This window comes from Paraburkholderia bonniea, from assembly GCF_009455625.1.
Lineage (GTDB): Bacteria > Pseudomonadota > Gammaproteobacteria > Burkholderiales > Burkholderiaceae > Paraburkholderia > Paraburkholderia bonniea.
The window spans coordinates 1,845,762-1,865,333 of sequence record NZ_QPEQ01000001.1; the positions used below are offsets into that span (position 1 = coordinate 1,845,762).

9 protein-coding genes are annotated in these 19,572 nt (G+C 59.6%); all 9 read left to right on the forward strand.

Annotated features, from left to right (window positions below; all coding sequences use genetic code 11):
• Positions 1-152 precede the first annotated feature (152 nt).
• The 9 genes from GH656_RS08085 to GH656_RS08125 all read left to right on the forward strand — a co-directional run bounded on the left by GH656_RS08085 (position 153) and on the right by GH656_RS08125 (position 19,523).
• Complete coding sequence (locus GH656_RS08085; protein ID WP_343039017.1) at positions 153-1,292, forward strand: efflux RND transporter periplasmic adaptor subunit; 1,140 nt, start codon at positions 153-155, stop codon at positions 1,290-1,292.
• A complete protein-coding gene (locus GH656_RS08090) occupies positions 1,289-4,573 on the forward strand; it encodes an efflux RND transporter permease subunit (protein WP_153075402.1) in 3,285 nt (1,094 codons plus the stop codon). Before GH656_RS08085 ends, GH656_RS08090 begins: the two co-directional genes overlap by 4 nt.
• Entirely contained in the window at positions 4,570-6,180 is a 1,611-nt protein-coding gene (locus GH656_RS08095; protein WP_246184232.1) for an efflux transporter outer membrane subunit, read from the forward strand. Before GH656_RS08090 ends, GH656_RS08095 begins: the two co-directional genes overlap by 4 nt.
• Before the next feature lie 480 nt (positions 6,181-6,660).
• Positions 6,661-7,395 (forward strand): hypothetical protein, encoded by a 735-nt coding sequence (locus tag GH656_RS08100; RefSeq protein ID WP_153075403.1) that lies wholly within the window; start codon positions 6,661-6,663, stop codon positions 7,393-7,395.
• Positions 7,396-7,496: 101 nt separating this feature from the next.
• Positions 7,497-8,630: an SET domain-containing protein gene (locus GH656_RS08105; protein ID WP_153075404.1), complete on the forward strand. Its 1,134-nt coding sequence runs from the start codon at positions 7,497-7,499 to the stop codon at positions 8,628-8,630.
• Positions 8,631-8,883: 253 nt separating this feature from the next.
• Positions 8,884-17,775, forward strand: a complete 8,892-nt coding sequence (locus GH656_RS08110) for a hemagglutinin repeat-containing protein (RefSeq protein WP_153075405.1) — start codon at positions 8,884-8,886, stop codon at positions 17,773-17,775.
• On the forward strand, positions 17,772-18,284 hold the full coding sequence (locus GH656_RS08115; RefSeq protein ID WP_153075406.1) for a hypothetical protein: 513 nt from the start codon (positions 17,772-17,774) through the stop codon (positions 18,282-18,284). Before GH656_RS08110 ends, GH656_RS08115 begins: the two co-directional genes overlap by 4 nt.
• Positions 18,285-18,446: 162 nt before the next feature.
• Positions 18,447-19,262, forward strand: coding sequence for a hypothetical protein (locus tag GH656_RS08120; RefSeq protein ID WP_153075407.1), 816 nt, complete (start codon positions 18,447-18,449; stop codon positions 19,260-19,262).
• Positions 19,263-19,523 carry a hypothetical protein gene (locus GH656_RS08125; protein WP_246184233.1) on the forward strand — a complete coding sequence of 87 codons (261 nt, stop codon included), beginning with the start codon at positions 19,263-19,265 and terminating at the stop codon, positions 19,521-19,523.
• Positions 19,524-19,572: the final 49 nt, after the last annotated feature.

The window sequence follows — 19,572 nt, forward strand, 5'->3', positions numbered from 1 at the left end:
CGCGGCCCCGGGTCGAATCGAATCTGAATCATCGTTTTCCGCATGGGGTGTTTGTGAACCGGTCTCGTTGTCACGCTGCTTCTGCTTTTGCTTCTGCACTCGCCACTCCGCGTCAGCGGCCTGCCCACGCTATCCCGGTTCCGCTCAGCAAGCTGGGCGCATGTTTCGGTGCCGCTGCGTGCGCGCTGCTGCTCGCGGCCTGTCAGCCGCAATCAGCGGCTGCGCCAGACCCGCGTCCGGTTGTTGCCGGTCCGGTTCGCGCTGCGACTGAGGTTGTCAGCGCGAGCGTCCCCGGTGAAGTCCAGGCGCGTTACTCAACGCCGCTCTCATTTCGCATCGCCGGCAAGCTGATCGAGCGCAACGTTCGGTTGGGCGACAGCGTGAAGAGCGGCCAGCTTCTGGCTCGTCTGGACCCGGCTGATATGCAGAAAAACGCTACGAGTGCCCAGGCTCAGCTTGAAGCCGCGCAGCACCGGCTGGTTTTTGCCCAGCAGCAGCTCGAGCGCGACCGCGCCCAGGCGCGCGAAAACCTGATCGCCCGGGCTCAGCTTGAACAGACCGAAGATGCATACGCCTCCGCGCTAGCGCAGCGTCAGCAAGCAGCGCAGCAAGCGGGGCTCGCCGCGGACCAGTTGCGTTACGCCAGCTTGAGCGCGACCCATGCGGGCGTCATCACGGCCGAACAAGCCGAGACCGGGCAGAACCTTTCTGCGGGTCAACCGGTGTACACCCTCGCCTGGAGCGGGGAGGTCGATGTGATTGGCGACGTCGCGGAGCACACGCTGGCCGCGCTCAGCATCGGCCAGCCCGCCAACGTCACCCTGACCGCCCTGCCGGGACGCGTGCTGAAAGCCCGCGTGCGCGAGCTCGCGCCCGCCGCCGATGCGCAAAGCCGCACCTGGCGCGTCAAGCTGACACTGGTCCAGCCCGGCCCCGAAGTCCGCCTCGGTATGACCGCAACGATTGCGTTCCAGCCCGCCACGGCGGCGGCCACAGCCACGACCGCCACGGCGGCCTCGGCCTCGTCTGCTGCAGCCGTCACGACGCAGTTCCTGATCCCCGCCACCGCGCTCTTCCATCAAGGCCAGCAACCCGCCGTGTGGGTCGTGCGCGCGGATGACACGCTGGTGCTGCGGCCCATCCAGGTCGCGCGCTACGATGCCAGCCACGTGCTGGTCAGCAGCGGTCTGAAGGATGGCGAGCGAGTGGTCTGGCAAGGCGTGCACACCGTCAGCGCGGGCGAAAAAGTACGCGTAATCGCCCCGCTCCACGCTGAGGATTTCGCCTCATGAGCACGCCCCAGGAAGCGCCTCAGGAAGCGCATCAGGAAGGCCGTTTCAATCTATCGGCATGGGCTTTGCGGCATCAGGCGCTGGTGGTGTTCATCATCGGCATGGCCACGCTGTTTGGCCTGCTGGCGTACACGCGCCTCGCGCAATCGGAAGATCCGCCGTTCACCTTCCGCGTGATGGTGATTCAAACCTTCTGGCCGGGTGCCACCGCGCGCGAGGTGCAAGAGCAGGTCACCGAGCGCATCGGACGCAAATTGCAGGAAACCCCCTCGGCCGATTTTCTGAAAAGCTATTCACGTCCCGGCGAATCGCTGATCTTCTTCACGATGAAAGATTCAGCGCCGGTGAAGGACGTGCCGCAAACCTGGTATCAGGTGCGCAAGAAAGTGGGCGATATCGCCGCGACACTGCCTCCAGGTATCCAGGGGCCGTTTTTCAATGACGAGTTCGGCGACGTCTACACCAATATCTTTACCCTGGCCGGTGATGGCTTTTCGGCCGCGCAACGCCACGATTACGCCGAGCAGTTGCGCACGGTCTTGCTGCGCGTGCCAGGTGTGGCCAAGGTCGATTATTTCGGTGATCCAAACCAGCGCATCTACATCGAGATCGCCAATGCGCAACTGACCCGGCTGGGCATCTCGCCCCAGCAGATCGCTCAGGCGATCAACGGACAAAATGCGGTGACCCCGGCGGGCACGCTGACTACCCGTGACGACCGCGTCTTCGTACGTCCCAGCGGAGCTTTCGACAATCTCCAGGCGCTGTCCGACACGCTGATCCGCATCAATAACCGCTCGTTTCGTCTTGGCGATATCGCCACCATCCGGCGCAGCTACGATGACCCGCCCACGACGCAAATGCGCTTTCGCGGCGAACCGGTGCTCGGCATTGGCGTCACGATGCAGCCTGGTGGCGACGTGATCCGCCTGGGCCACGCACTCGAAGCCGAAGTCGCCAAGTTGCGCACGCATCTGCCCGCCGGTCTCACGCTCACTGAGGTTTCGAGCATGCCGCAGGCCGTGGCGCATTCGGTCGATGATTTTCTGCGCGCGGTGGCAGAAGCCGTGGCGATCGTGCTGGTGGTCAGCCTGATTTCGCTCGGCGTGCGAACCGGAATGGTGGTGGTGATCTCGATTCCCGTGGTGCTCGCACTCACCGCGCTGTGCATGTACCTCTTTGGCATTGGCTTGCACAAGGTGTCGCTGGGTACGCTGGTGCTAGCGCTCGGGCTGCTGGTGGATGACGCGATCATCGCGGTCGAAATGATGGCGGTGAAGCTCGAACAGGGCTGGGACCGCACCCGCGCAGCAGCGTTTGCCTATACCAGCACGGCGTTTCCGATGCTGACCGGGACGCTGGTTACCGTGGCCGGTTTTTTGCCGATCGCGTTGGCCCAATCCAGCACCGGCGAATACACCCGCTCGATCTTCGAAGTCTCGGCGATTGCGCTGATCGTCTCGTGGTTCGCGGCCGTGGTGCTAATTCCGACGCTGGGCTATCACCTGTTGCCCGAACGCAAGCGTCCTGCGCCTGCGGCCGGGGCTACCGCACATGAAGCCGGACCTGAAGCGGCACATGAAGCCAGACACGAGCCCGGGCACGGCACAGGGCCTGATGCTGAGCACGACATCTACCAGTCACGTTTTTACCAGCGGCTGCGCGGCTGGATTGGCTGGTGCCTTGAGCGGCGCTTTCTCGTGCTGGCGTTGACGGCTGGGCTGTTCGTAGTGGCGCTGGCGGGCTTTGCCCTGGTGCCGCAGCAGTTTTTCCCCAGCTCTGACCGGCCTGAATTGCTGGTCGATCTGCACCTGCCCGAAGGCGCGTCATTTGAGGCCACGCTGCGCGAAGCACAACGGCTCGAAAAAAGCCTCAACGGCCGCGCGGAAATCGACCATACGGTGAGCTTCATCGGCACCGGCGCGCCGCGTTTTTATCTGCCGCTCGACCAGCAGATGCAGCAGCCCAACCTCGCCCAGTTCGTGATTACCGCGAAATCGGTGGACGAGCGCGAAAAGCTCGCGCGCTGGCTTGAGCCGATGCTGCGCGACAACTTCCCGGCATTGCGCACGCGCCTGTCACGGCTGGAAAACGGCCCACCGGTCGGCTACCCCGTGCAGTTTCGCGTGAGCGGCAACGATCTCACCACCGTGCGCACCATTGCTGAACAAGTAGCGGCAACGATGCGGGCCGAGCCACGCACACAAAACGTGCAGTTCGACTGGGACGAGCCCACCGAGCGCTCGGTGCGCTACGAGATCGACCAGAAAAAAGCCCGGGAACTGGGCGTATCAACCCAGGATATTTCCAGCTTCCTCGCCCTCACGCTATCGGGTTACACCGTGACGCAGTACCGCGAGCGCGACAAGCTCATCAGCGTCGATCTGCGCGCCCCGGCCAGCGAGCGCGTCGATCCCGCAGGGCTGATGGCGCTGGCGCTGCCCACGCCGAACGGCCCGGTGCCGCTCAGCACATTGGGGCAGTTGCGCTATGGGCTGGAGTACGGCGTGATCTGGGAGCGCGACCGTCAGCCGACGCTGACGGTGCAATCAGACGTCATTGCCGGAGCCCAGGGTATCGACGTGACGCAGCGCGTCGACAAATCACTCGACGCACTGCGCGCGAGCTTGCCACTGGGCTACCGGATCAACGTCGGTGGCACGGTTGAAGAAAGCAGCAAAGGCCAGTCGTCGATCCTCGCGCAGATGCCCATCATGGTGATCGCCGTGCTGTTGCTGCTGATGATCCAGTTGCAGAGCTTCACCCGCGTTCTGCTCGTGGTGCTTACCGCCCCGCTCGGGCTGATCGGCGTGGTGCTAGCGCTACTGCTGTTCCGCCAGCCGTTTGGCTTTGTCGCGCTGCTAGGGGTAATTGCGATGTTCGGCATCATCATGCGCAACTCGGTGATTCTGCTGGACCAGATCGAACAGGACATTGCCGCTGGGCATGCGCGTTTCGAAGCGATCATCGGCGCGACCGTGCGGCGCTTCCGGCCGATCACGCTAACCGCTGCTGCCGCCGTGCTAGCGCTGATTCCGCTACTGCGCTCGAATTTCTTCGGGCCAATGGCAACGGCGCTGATGGGCGGAATTTCCAGCGCCACGGTGCTCACGCTGTTTTTCCTGCCCGCGCTGTATGCCGCCGTGTTTCGCATCAAACGCGATGAACCACCCGTGGACCCGGCCCCACCCTCGCCGTCCACCCCACTTTCACCAGCCCCCTCGCTGGCACCCTCGCCAGCACCGGCTTCGAACCTGACGCCACCGGGAGCAGCCTCATGATGCGTTCATCTTTTTCCGCCCAGACCGTGCGGCTTCATCCGCTTCATCAGACTTCGACGCTAACGCTGCGCCGGATCAGCACAGCCCTGACCCTGGCCACCACGCTGGCAGCCTGCTCATTCGGCCCAGACGGCAAGCCTCCGGTGCTGCCCCAGCCCGCGCATTACGGCATCGACGCACAAGCACAGCACACCGTCAGCGCCCAGGGCGTGGCACAGCACTTCGCCGTAGGCGCGGCACCGGTGCCGCAATGGTGGCGGCAGTATCAGTCGCCCGAACTCGATGCGCTGGTTGCAGAAGGCTTGCGCAACAGCCCGACCCTGGCGGCCACCGACCACGCCCTGGCGGCGGCCCGCGAACAGCTCCGGGCGCAAGTTGGCAGCTCGCTGCTGCCCAGCATCGACATGGGGGCGCAAGCCACGCGCGAACGCGCGCTGGCGATCCCCGTGATCGGACCCAATACGTTCCTCTATGACGTTTTCGCCGGGCAGATCCAGGCGCGCTACAGCTTCGATTTGTTTGGTGCGAGCCGTTTGCAAAACGCCGCGCTAGCCGCCCGGGTCGATATGCAGGCGTACCAGTTCGAAGCCGCGCAACGCGCGCTGGCCGCGAACATCGTCACGGCAGCGCTAAGCGCCGCGATACTGCAAGCGCAGATCGAGCAGACCCAGCAGCTCGTCACGCTCGCGGCAGCCCAGGAGCGTGACACGGCACGGCGCTACGCCCTCGGCGCGGTCTCGCACGCCGATGCACTGAGTGCAGAGCAAAGCGCCGCGACGTTAAGCGCCAGCCTGCCCGGGCTGCGCGTGCAATGGCTACGCACACGGCATGCGCTAGCGGTGCTGCTAGGCCGCACACCCGATGCTGCCCCCGCTGATCTCAATCTGGCGCAACTGCGAGTGCCACCCGAAGTGCCCGTCATCGTGCCCTCGGCGTTGCTGCAAAACCGGCCCGACATCCAGGCAGCGGAACTCGCGCTGAAAGCCGCCGCCGCCGATGTCGGGGTGGCCACCGCGCAGATGTTGCCGAACGTGTCGTTGAGCGCATCGATGGGCCAGGGCGGCTTTAACTGGCCCGCGTTGATGTCCGGCGCAGGCGCGCTGTGGAGCATCGGTGCCTCGCTGTCGCAACCGCTGTTTCATGGCGGCGCACTGCTGGCACAGCGGCGCGCGGCACTGGCGAGCTACGACGCGGCTAGTGCGCAATACCGCCAGACCGTGCTTACGGCATTCCAGAACGTGGCGGACACACTCGCCGCACTCGAACACGACGCCGTGGCACTGGCGGCAGCGGCACAGGCCGCGCAGGCCGCACGCGGCATCTTCGATGCCACCCGCGCGCGCTACCAGCTAGGCGCGGTGCCGTTTTCCGCCGTGCGCGCAAGCGAGCAGCAATGGCGCAACGCGCGGCTCGACGAGATCCGTTACAGCGGCGCACGGCTGACCGACACCGCCGCGCTATTCCAGGCAATGGGGCAAACACCGCCAGTGGCATCAACGCCCTCGCCGGCCGCACCCGCGCTGGCGGAGACAGCGGAAATGAGAGCGGGAGCGGAGCCTGTGGCGGATGGCAATGGCGGCAATGGCGGCCTGGACAATTCGCGCTAACTCGCCTCGGCGCGCCTGCGAACACCTGCGGGCAATTGCGCGGACAACCGCTGCCCGGTGCTGCACCGATGCTGCAATCGTGCGAGTTTTCAATGACTTAGAGGTCCTTCCCCGAAGTTGTCAACAGCGCTGTCAACATAAACTGGGGATAACTTTGGGCTGGCCGCGCCAGACTAGGCCAACGTGGCGACGCGCGGCACAAAACAGCGCAAAACGGCCGAAACGGCACCCGCCAAAGCCGCATTAGTGCGCTTCGCTCCATTGCGCATCGGCACGCAAAAAGTCCACTGACTCAACGGCTTAGGCTGATTCCAGCGGACTTTTCAACAGCTTCATCAACATCTTCTGTGGATAACCAGCCGTGACGCGCCAGAGAATTTTTCCGCAGAAATGGAACGACTGACAGGCAAAGTGCCACAGAGCTAATAACAATCCCGCGCACTTACCGAGCGCCATTCAACCGGACTTTTGCTGCTGACCATGCGCCTCGACGATATAAAAAAATTCTTTATAAATGTGTTTTCTGGTGAATCGTCAAATTTCAAAATATCCCGGGGAAAACCCGCTGAACCTCAGGCATCACATCATTTGCAAACAATTTCTCCTGGCGGTTTCACCGAGAAATCGGTTTCTCTGATCGCATTACAGTCCACAACAACACTGCCCTATAATATTCATGATAATTACATCTTTACGCAAAACGAGCCCAGCCAAAGCCTGATAGAAAAATTAGCTAAAATTTTAAATCCAGATACAACCCCAGATGAATGCTCAAAACTGAAAACAGCACAGATAAAATTTGGAAAAATCAATGAATTTCATTTGCGTGATGGCGACTCATATGATTTGATCGGTGCAGAAAAATTACTTGCCAACACAGATCTGCAGCCAGGCGATTTGATCGACCTTGATTTCGCTCCACACGATAAAAAGCCGTCCATTTTTTCAAAGTTCAATACCATTTTCACCAAAGATAAAAACGGCCAGCATATCCAGGCAGAGGGTGGCTATAACGCGCAAATTTTTCATCTCCAGTCACTTTCCAGAGCGAATCTCACAGCTGATATATTTTATTATGTTGCTGTTACAGAAATTGCTGAAGGTGAAGATATTCGGGTGAATTTAAACCATACTCCTGATGAGATTGATAACATCATGAGAAATGGCCGTCCGGCTATTGGGGACTATTCTGCTGATTCCAGTCCTGCTACTTAAAATATGCTTTGCTTGTGGGCCGTTATCTTACAGGTCACGCCAAACGTTGATTTTTTCGCGGCCTTTTTTGTGGCCTGACACTATTTTTATATCGAATCATTTTGGCCTGTTATTTACCTATTTATTTCTACCGTGGAACGCTCTCTGGCGCTTCACCTTCCGCACCAGCAGAAATAGAACAAATACCGCCAGGCCCTGCTCATACAGCCGGCCATGCGCAAGCAATAACCGCAATAAAATTCAAATCTGGTGCAGCAAGCATTGATCAAAATTGCCCCGCCAAAATAGTCAGCGCGCTAGACACTTTCTACAGCGCATTAAATTTTTATAAAAATATCAAACCCGGTAAATTTCAAAAACTTGAAATGGAATTTGAATTTATCGCGCGCCAGATTTCCGCGATGTTATTGAGTGAGTTTAATTTCAGCCCATGGCTGATAGAGAAAAATCTGGCTGCCGTCACTCAAGAATTAAATCATCTGACTGAAAAACATCCATTACCTGTCACGCTTGAGCTTGCACCAAGCTATCAAATCATCAGCCGCTATCTGGCCACTACCGCCAGAAAATATCAGCCCATGGCTAATGGTCAATATCCGCTCAGGGAATTTGATGGCTCAAATGTGCCGATTTACAGCATAATCCGCTCCGATCATTACCCTGCCGCTTTCACAGATGCCGTGCTGGAAAAAATCGCCACGCTCTTCAAGCCGGAGACACCACAGGCCATCCGGCTCCAGCTTCAGACTGACAAACTCGAAGCCCGTGAATTAACTGCCGCCATGCTGTCCGACGATGAACAGGATTTACAGCACAGCCTGGGCGTATTCGCCACCGAAGCTTTTGAACCAGACGAATTAATTGGCTTGTACACCGGCTTTCTGGTTGACGAAAAATTAGCCATGCATATCAAGGACAAATCCTATAACTATGCCTGCGACATTAATTCCGCCCATTTTTTTCAGATAAAACGCAGTTTGATTATTGGCACCGGCTTAACCTCGCGCATTAATTCTATTTTTATCAAAGACTCGCAAGGACAACGGCATCAGGCATCGGATGGCTATAACGTCGTGGCCTACACGCTGCAACTGCTGACACAGGATCAGGCAATCATCGAAGCGCCCTGCTTCTTTGCCGGCCCCAAAGGCATCGCCAAAGGCGCGGAGCTTCGGGTGAATTACCACTACGACGCGCCGGTTGATTTTCAGGCGCTGAACGGCGGTCACGGCTGACGAAAAGCGCCCCGAACCGGTCGGGCACTCGCCTGGTTATCCCTTCTTGCTAAACAAGCAGCCGATTCCATCAGCCGGAATGGCGCAAAAATTTACTTATTTTCAACAAATCACTTACGGTATTTCAGCTAATTTACGGCCGGTTAATTAATCCGTAATGCGAAGCAGAAAAATGAACCGGAAGAGACACGGGTTGGGAGATGGCTGGCTGGGTGGGCGACTGAATACGCAACTGAGCTGCCGGCTGAGAGGGATGTCGGCGGCTATCGAGGGGACCGCTACGGTAGTGGGTGGACAGGCGAGAGACACGCTAAATATCGCCGTACGCGGTAAAAAATCACGCGATGTGCTTTTTGCGCTGAGGCCGAGCGTCTGTGCTGCACTTGCATTCGCCTTCACGCTCGCACTGCCATCGCTCTCGCGCGCGCAGATTGTTCCGGGTGGGGTGTATTCACCGTCGGTCGTACAAACGCAAAACGGCTTGCCCCAGGTGAACCTCAACCGGCCTTCGGGTGCCGGGGTGTCGCTGAATACCTATGGTCAGTTCGACGTGCCCCGGCGCGGTGCGATTCTGAACAACTCGCCGGTGATCGTGCAGACGCAGCAGGCGGGTTTGATCAACGGGAATCCTAACTTCGGGCCGGGCCAGTCTGCGCGGGTCATCGTCAATCAGGTTAACAGCCGTGCGGCGAGCCAGATCAACGGGTATCTCGAAGTCGCTGGCCCGCGTGCCGAAGTCGTAATTGCGAATGGCTCGGGTATTAGCGTGAATGGCGGTGGTTTTATCAACACGTCACGCGCGATTCTGAGCACTGGCACGCCGAACTTCGCGCCGGATGGCTCGCTTGCGGGTTTTAGCGTGAGCCGCGGCCATATCCGCATCGAGGGTGCGGGGCTGATCGCTGGGGCGACCGATCAGGTCGATCTGATTACGCGCGCGGTGCAGGCGAACGCGGCGATCTACGCTAAAAACCTGAACGTCATCACGGGGGCAAATGCCGTCGATCACGACACGCTCGGTGCCACGGCTATCGCGGGTGATGGCCCGGTGCCGGGTGTTTCGATCGACGTGAGCCAGTTAGGCGGGATGTACGCGAACCGGATCATGCTGGTTGGCAATGAGCATGGCGTTGGGGTGTCTACCCAGGGTGAGCTCGCGGCGCAGGCGGGTGAGTTAACGCTGACCACCGAAGGCAAGCTGGTTCTTGCCGGACAGGCTAATGCCAGCGGCAACATGGTGCTTTCTGCCGCAGATGGCATCGACAACAGTGGTACGACCTATGCGCAACAGAATCTCAGCGTCAGCACCGCTGGCACGCTGACAAATAGCGGCATGCTCGCCGCGCAGCAGAACACCGTCATCCATGCAGGCAATGTGGCATCGACGGGCACGCTTGGCGCTGGTGTAAACAGCGATGGCAGTCTCGCGCACGCTGGTGACCTGGTGATACTAAGCAATGGCATGCTGGGTGCGACCGGCCGCAATGCAGCGGGTGGGAATGCTGCGCTGAATGGCGCGGCGCTCAATCTCGCGGGCAGCCGCACCTCGGCCAATGGCACGCTGGCCCTGCGCGCCAGCGATGGCGATCTGAACCTGTCAGGCGCAACCACGACATCAGGCGGCGCGCTAAACCTGCACGCAGCCGGGATGCTGCTGAATGACAACGGCGTGCTGTCCCCGGATGGTGCGCTGGCCATCACAGCGGGTGCACTGGGCAACCGCAATGGCCAGATACGCTCGGGCAGCACGCTTGAGATCGCAACAGCCGATGGCCTGCAGAACCAGGGTGGCACGCTGCAGGCCGCAGGTGCGTTTTCCGTCAATGCAGGTTCACTCGACAACACCGGTGGTCATGTTGCCGCGCTGGGGGCGGATGCGCTGACGCTGGCGATTGGCGGCCTGCTGAACAACGGCACGGGTGATGCAAGTGGCACAGATGGCACAGGCCGCACCACCGGCACCATTGGCGGCAACGGCAATGTGACCGTACAGGCCGGACAGGTCGCCAACGCCGGTTCGATTACCGCCGTGCAGTCGCTGATTGCCCACGCAGTGCAGACACTGTTCAGCAGCGGCACGCTGGCGGCAAACGGCCATCTCACGCTGAGCGCTGGTTCAACGCTGACAAATACAAACACCATCACGGCCGGTCATCTTGCGACACTGACGGCCGCGACCATCGATAACCGCCACGGCAACCTCAGCGCAGACCAGTTCACGCTGCATACGGTGAACCTCATCAACCACGGCGGCAACCTCACACAAACCGGCACCGGCACAACGACGCTTGATGTCAGCGGCACACTCGACAACACATCCGGCACGCTCCAGAGCAACAGCGACAACTTCGCGCTCAATGCTGCGGCGCTGGTCAACGACGGCGGCAGGTTAAGCAGTGCTGGCACCGGCACGCTGTCAGTCACCACAGGCACCCTGTCAAACAACCGCGGCACGCTGGCAACGAACGGCGCACTCGACATCCACGCAGACGCGGTATCGAATCGCGGCGGCAAGCTGGCCGCACAGCGTCACATAACGCTTGATACGGGCTCGCTCGACAACCGCGCGGGCGGCTATGCCGGTGCACGAAACGTGGCACTAACAAGTACAGGCATCCTGAACAATACAGGTGGCACGATCCAGGCGGACGGCACGCTGTCGGTCACCGCACAGTCGCTCGCCAACGATGGCGGCTCCCTCTCGAACAGCGGCACCGGCATCGCCACTGTCACCGCCAGCGACGCACTGACAAACACCGCCAATGGCCTGATCGGTGGCAACGGCAACGTATCGGTGTCGGGCAACCGCATCAGCAATGCAGGCGGCACGATCACCGCAGGCGGCTCAGCGATGCTGCAGTCCGCCAGCACGCTTGATAACCGCGCAGGCCTGATCCAGGGAAGCGGTACGGTCTCCGTGTCTGCACAGGACGCCATCGACAACACCGGTGGACAGATTGAAGCGAATGCGATTGCAGGCGACCCAGCGTCAACACTGACCCTCTCCGCCACAGCTCTCGACAACACAAACGGACGCATTGCCAACACCGGATCAGGTACGACATCGCTCAGCGCGACCACGATCACGAACAGCAACGCAGGCGGCGTCGCTGGCGCAGGCACCATCGGCGGCAATGGTGACGTAAGCGTGCACGCAGACACGCTGCTGAACACCAGCGGTGCCCAGCTCATATCCGGCCATGACCTCACACTGAGCATCACCGAGCTCGCAGACAACACGAACGCCACACTATCCGGCGCGAACAGCGTCATGCTCAACGGTCCCCATGCGCGACTCATCAATGCAGGCGGCTCGATCCACGGCAACGGCGCGATCACGCTCAGCACCGCCACGCTCGACAACACCGCAGGCCGTATCGGCAACGATCAGCGAACTTCATCAGCCAGCGCAGCACATCCAGACAGCGGCCCGGTCTCCATCCACACCGGCACACTGACGAACCAGAACGGCGCGATTGGCAGCGAACAGGACCTGGCCATCACGGCAAACCAGCTCACTGGCGACGGCCGGATCATCGCCGGGAACGACGGTTCCATCACACTCAACGGCGACTACACGCTCACCAGCAGCAACCCGATTCAGGCCAACCACAACCTGACCTTCACGACAGCGGGCCGCTTGACGAACCAGGGCACGCTCGGCGCGGTAAACGCGCTCACGCTGAACGCCACGAACCTCGACAACCAGGCAGGCGCGCACCTGAACGCCTCGACCACGACGCTCAATGCGCTAAACACGATTACTAACGCAGGCCGCATCGAAGGCGATAGCGTGACGACGAACAGCGCCTCGCTGCTCAACACCGCAACGATCATCGGCAACACCATTACGCTGAACGCCAGCCAGGTCATCACCAGCAGCGGCACAGCGGCTGTGATGGCTGCTGCTTCGCAACTGAACCTGTATTCGCCGGGCAGGATCACCAGCACCGGCGGTGCAAACCTCTTCAGCCTGGGCGACATCAACCTCGCCGCAGACAGCACACGCGATGCAAACGGCGTGCTCATCCATCGCACGCACTCGGTGACGAACGACCAGTCCACCATCGAAGCCCAGGGCAGGATCGAGATCGCCACACAGACGCTGACCAACACCCGCCCCGCACCCCGCATCGAAACCGTCACGACCGCTGTGACGACCGCTCACCAGACCAAACGCGACAAATACCTCGCCTGCACCACCGGCAACGCCGACAGGGGCCACTGCACCCAGGCGATGTGGGACAACGGCTACCGCCATCCGCTGAATGAAACGTTCAGTAGCACTGATGTCATTACCAAAACCAGCGGCCCGAACGCGGTAGACCGCACACTGGTCGTACAGCGCAACGGCCAGCCACTGACGATCTACTACAACACGCTCACCCCCAACGCTGACGGCACGCTCAGCGTCAGCTACTGGGACGGCTACGACCCGCACATCAACTACGACCCCGGAACCGAATACGCGTCACACAACGACGCACACAAGGGCTACCAGCGTGTAGAAATCGCCCGCGACACGACCACCACCACCCAGCAGGACAGGGTCACTGGCCCGCAGGCACAGCAGGCGCAGATCATCGCGGGCGGCAAGATGGTGCTCGCCAACGTTGGCACGCTGAACAACCTGCACAGCGCGATGGCCGCAGGCGGTTCAATCCAGATCGGCAGTGCTGACGCGACTGGCGAGGTGGCGAGCGGCAGTTACGGCGGCACGCTGGTCAACAACACCGGCCAGACGCTGTACCAGCACCAGAAGCAGGACATCGTTTCGACCTACGCCTGGAACGAGAACATCGCACGTGACCGTGGTCCGGTGGTACAGCCATCGGTGGTGCTCACGCCTGTTGCTATTGGCGGTACGGGTGGCACGATCATCGCCAACCACGCTGTAAAAATCAGCGCGACTGATATCAGCAACACAAACGTGACGGCCACCAGTTCAGCCACCGGCGCGACCGGTGGCACGCTGGGGGCGAATGGCGTCGTGGGCGGCATCAGCGGCACAGGTACGCAGACGGTTGATCTGGCCACCGGGCAGACACAGACGGTGAATGCACCGCAATCCATCGCCGGACCTGGCGGCGCACTGACGATCACCCTGCCATCGAGCGGGCTGTACACCGTTAACTCCGCCCCCAGCGCGTCATATCTGGTCATTACTGACCCCCGCCTTACGCGCTACGCAAACTTCATTTCCAGCGACTGCATGCTGGGAGCACTCGGGCTCGACCCGTCTAAAACCATCAAGCGTCTGGGCGATGGCGTGTACGAAGCCCGGCAGGTGCGCAACCAGATCACCCAGCTCACCGGCCGGGTTTATCTCCAGGGCTACACCAGCCACGAGGACGAATACCGCGCGCTGATGAACAGCGGCGTGCGTGTTGCGCAGGCATTCAACCTGCAACCCGGCCTTGCGTTAAGCGCCGCGCAGATGGCAGCGCTCACCAGCGATATTGTCTGGCTGGTGAACCAGACGGTGACGCTGCCCGATGGCACGACGCAGACGGTGCTCGCACCGGTGGTGTATCTGGCGCAAACGCACGCGAATGACCTGCAGCCGGCCGGAGCGCTAATCGCCGCCGATGATGTGGAGATCCGCGCCACGGGCAGTGCGATGAACGCTGGCGTCATCAAGGGCGGCACGCAGACAGTTATCGCCGCGACTAACATCCTGAACCGGGGTGGAGCAATCAGCAGCAGCATGGACACCGGCACGACCATGGTTTCCGCGACGCATGACGTGGTGAACGCGTCAGGCCGCATCACGGGCAACCGCGTCGCGGTGCTCGCCGGACATGACATCGTGAACACGACGCTGGTGGATACGGTGGGCATCCATTCGAGCGCAGGCCACAGCCAAGTCAACCAGAGCCTGCCCGGCGCACAGGGCACGATGGCTGCGACGGGGGACCTGCTGGTGATGGCAGGCCATGACCTTGCGGTTCACGGTGCGGGCATCGCTGCAGGCGGCAACGCGCAGATCACAGCGGGCCACGACATCACGGTGGATACCGTGCAGTCGGACACATCACAGTCGCTGGGAAAGCATGCCGACCATCACTGGGAAGCCTCCAGCACGATGCACCAGACCAGCGCCCTCACTTCAGGCGGAAGCCTCGCATTACAGAGTGGCAACGACACGGCGCTCAATGGCGCGACGCTCAACGCAGGTGGCGACCTGGCCGCCATCGCCGGTGGCAACCTGAGCGCAACGAACGTCACGAACACCACGACCTATAACAACATCGCCACCGACGACAAAACCCGTCAGCAAACCGACCGCCGCTACGACGAACAGACCATCGGGACGAACATCCGCGCAGGCGGCAACGCAACACTCGCGGCCGTGAGCACCGCCCCCGGCAAAGGCAACGTCACGCTCACCGGTTCTTCATTGGCAGCAGGCAGCGGCGCAGCAACTATTGCCGCCACGGGCGACGTCTACATCAGCGAAGCCCGCGAACAGCACAACGCCGACTCCGCCACCGCCTCACGACGCGGCAGCCTCATCAACGGCTCCAGTACCCGCGAGCAGCACGCCTCACAGACCAGCCTCGGCGTAGCCAGCACCGTCTCGGGCGAGGCCGTCGCGCTTCGGGCCGGACACGACCTCACCCTCCAGGGCAGCCAGGTCGCAGGCACTAACGACGTCACACTCGCCGCCCAGGGCAACGTGAACCTCACCACCGCACAGGACACATACGCCACACAGAACGGCTACCGCAAACACGAATACGGCTTCCTCTCCGGGCTCAATCCGCTGAACCAGCTTGATGGCGGGCTCCAGGGCTATTCGATCGGCACACGCAAGACGACCCAGACCCAGCAGGACACCCAGGTTTTGCACACCGGCAGCACGGCCGGTTCGCTCAACGGCAACCTGACCCTCATCGCAGGCAACCAGCTACACCTCACCGGCAGCACCCTGCATGCCGGCCAGGACGTGAATCTCGCTGGCCAGCGCGTGACGCTCGACGCCACGCATAACACCACCACGCACAAGCAGCAGCACACGTTCAGCCAGACCGGGATTACCGCAGGCCTCAGCAGCCCCGTGCTCGCCGCCGCCCAGACCGCGAACCAGATGCGCCATGACGTCCAGCAAAGCCGGAATAGCACCGGGAACGACACCCGTCTCACCGCGCTGGCCGCCGCGACAACCGGCCTCGCGGGCAAAAACGCCTACGACGCCATCACAAGCAACCCCGCCCAGGCAGGCGGCATTGGCCTGAACCTCTCGCTCGGTACCAGCCACAGTCACAGCAATATCTCGGAGTCCTTAAACACCGCAGTAGGCAACACCGTCAGCGCAGGCCACGGCGTGCGCATCGTTTCGGGCAGTGACCTCGACATAAGCGCCAGCGAGATCACCGCCCGCCGCGATACGCTGCTGCACGCACAAGGCGCGATTAACCTCCAGGCCGCGCAAAACACCAGCCGCACGCGTAACGACAACAGCGCGTCAAGCGGCAGCATCGGCGTCACCCTCGGCCTCGGGCAGAGCAACGGCATCTCGTTCCAGGCCGGGGTATCCGGCACCCAAGGCCACGGCAACAGCAGCGCGGCAAGCTGGACCCCCACCCACGTCAACGCGGGCAATACGCTCACGCTGCACTCCGGTGGCGACACCACGCTTAGCGGCGCGAGTGCGGCTGGCCAGCGCGTTATCGCAGATGTCGGCGGCAACCTCAATCTCCACAGCGTGCAGGACACCCGGCACGACGACGCGAAACAGACCAGCGGCGGGATCTCGGTGAGCGTACGCGTGCCCCCCATCTGCTACGGCACATCGAGCGTATCGGGCAACTTCAGCCAGAACCGGCTCAACAGTGACTACGCGAGTGTGGCTGAGCAGAGCGGAATCAAGGCAGGCGAAGGCGGGTTTCAGATTCAGGTTGGGGGTAATACGGATCTCCGGGGGGCGTATATCGCGGGCAGTGCGGATACTGCAAAAAACACGCTCACGACGGCCACGCTCACGCACTCCGATATCCAGAACCATGCGGAATACCACGGCTCGCCGGTCGGGCTGAGTGGCGGCTATGGCGGCAATGGCGGCGATATCGGCAAAACCCAGCAAGGCACCGCGACCAATGTGAACCCCGTACCCGGCACGACGCTGCCAGACAGCGACGGTGTTTCGCTGGCTCCGCCCATCGTGATGGGGACTTCGGGCGAGGCCGATGCGAGCTCGAAGAGTGCAATTAGTGGGGGCGTGATTCACCTCACTGACGGAGAGAAACAGCAAACGCTAACTGGGCAAACTGCCGCTGAAACCGTGGCCAGCATCAGCCGCGACACCTCGAATACCAGCGGAGCACTGGCCCCGATCTTCGACAGAAACAAAATCGAAGCGAGCTTCGATATCACCAGCCAGTTCGTGAACCAGATTGGGACGTTTGTTAACAACCGAGCGAAGGAGGCGGATGGCCTGCGCGAGATAGTTAGTGATCCATCTTCATCGGATATGCAAGGTAATGTCTATACAGCCGAGCAACGCTTGGTGATGTTGCAGAAAGCGAATGAGATTGAGCAAATGTGGGGGCCTGGTAAGCCAGGAAGCCAGCTTCTGATGGCGCTCACAGCAGCGGCAGGCGGCAACGTGACAGGTAGCGCCAGACAATTCGCAGTGGATACGACGGTGGGCTATGTGCAAAGCTTGGTGGCCAATCAGGCGAAGGGGCTGGCCGATAGCTTAGGCAATGAGGGAGCGCGCGCAGCATTACATGCGATTGTCGGTTGCGCCAGCGCAGCGGCTAGTAGCCAGAGTTGCAGCTCAGGGGCAATGGGAGCGGCAGCCAGCTCGGTGTTGAATACGCTGCTTGGCTCGTCCGATAACCTGACCAATGCGGAGAAAACCGCTAGAACTAACATCGTCACAAGCCTAGTTGCGGGTATCGCTGGTGCTAGCAGTATCGATGTACTGACACCTTCTCAAGCCGCATGGTTTGAAACCTGGAACAATGGGGCATCAGGTACGCCAGGAAACAATCAAGCCCAAAATAAGCAATTTAGAGCTATCGTTGTGCAACTTGGCTTAACAAAAGACCAACAGCGGCTCCTGCATGAAGAAATTACAGGCCAAAATCTCGGCTACCATGAAATCCTTGAGACGGCAAAGGGCATGTTTGAAAAATGAACATTGAACGCATAAATCAAGCATTTTTTCCAATAATTGGAGAAATTGCATGGTCTGTAAAATTTAGTCATGGAAGCTATTTTATGGTTGAGTTTGGTAAACCACATTTAAAGATTAGAGAGCCAATTCATAAAAAAGATGATTCATTAAATTCAACTCTTCCCCTTTTACGTCGCCGACGAGTTTTTTTACGAGGAGAATGGTCGCTATTTATTCTTGATTGCAAATGGAAATTCACAGAAAACAAGGAATCCACGGATCAGGACCAGCCGACAGATGTATCGGAAAAAATTCTTCAACTGGCAGAAGGTCAGAGATTAAAATCCGTCTCCATTGATAAGGATTGTAATGGGTGCATTTTTAATTTCGATATGGGAGCAAAATTGCATATAACTCCATTTGATAATTCTGACTTTGATCAATGGAGATTGCATTGTTCGAATGGAGAAATATTTAGCCTGAAAAATAATGGTTTAGTAAATTTGGAATATGAAAAGCAATTATTTTAATTTCCTTGCTTTAAAAAAATAAATCTGGATTAGGCTGAATTTATTGTTTGTGATGCAGGCTCAGGCAATTTGTGCCATAAGGCCTGAACTTCTCTCTCGGCATCAGCAATACCTCGGAGTGCCAGTCGCCAGGGTTGTGGAGCGGGAGCGCTGGGGGCATCGGTGAGTTCGGTGCTGGGCTCGTTGATGGGATCGACGACGGGTATGTCGGCACAGGACCGGCAGGCGCGTGAGAATCTTGTGACGAGTCTGGTGGCTGGAATTGCTACGGTATCCGGAGCAAATGCTGCGACGACGGTGAGTGCTGGACTGACTGAGGTGGAGAATAATCAGGTGGTAGAAAGCAAGCGTAATCCGCTCAATGCACTCAAGGTTGATTTGGTGAGCCGGGTATGTGGAAACAGGACGTGTACCGATGCGCAGATTAAGGAAATCTTGAAAGCACAGAACGAGCTACAGCAAGCGGTGAATGAAAACGCAATGACCACAGTTAAAGTCGGTGGTGCTGCAGCTGCCGTGGGAGGTGTTGCAATCGTGACTCCAGATGTAGCGAGCGCATTTTCTTTAGGCACAGTCTATGACTATGCGGGCGACGCACTGAGCTATTCGATGGGGTTATCCAAAGATGCGCCTAATCTGAATAAGTCGATGATTGTCGGCGGACTTGCCGCAGCTATGACGCCGTTTTACTTACCGCTTGGCACCCTCGGCAGCAACACGCTGGGGAAAATGACGGTGGGAGGATATAACGCAATAGTGGGCGGAACCGCTTCATTTGCCGGAACGGCTATAGCAAACCCAAGTGGCAATGCTGATATGGCAGGGGCACTGGGTACAACTGGCGGTGCAGCCGGCCAATTTGCGGAGCAAATTCTCCCAGGAAATATGGGGAGGCTTATTAATCAGTTTATTCAATTCTCTTTGGGACCCGCGCAAGCAGCTATTGATGCGTCTAAAAACAATTCGAGTGAGAAATAAATGAAATCAATATCCAGCATTAAGACTAAGAAAAAAATTTTGTTTAAGCGTTTTACGGTTGGATACATATCTTTGCTATCCCTGCCGTTATTGATATTGGGGTTCTCGCTTGCTCAAGGCGCGGGTTGGAAGCCTGTTCTTGTTGGTTCACCCGCCTTCTTGACTTTACTGGGTGCTGCCACGTATCAATTCATCAAAGAGCTGCGGGCGTTGAAGCGAGAGGAAAAGGCGGCTGATAAGTCACCGAACGGCAACGGCTAGATAAACGGCCAGGGTATCGCCCGGAGCAGGCGCAAAAAGGTGATGGCGT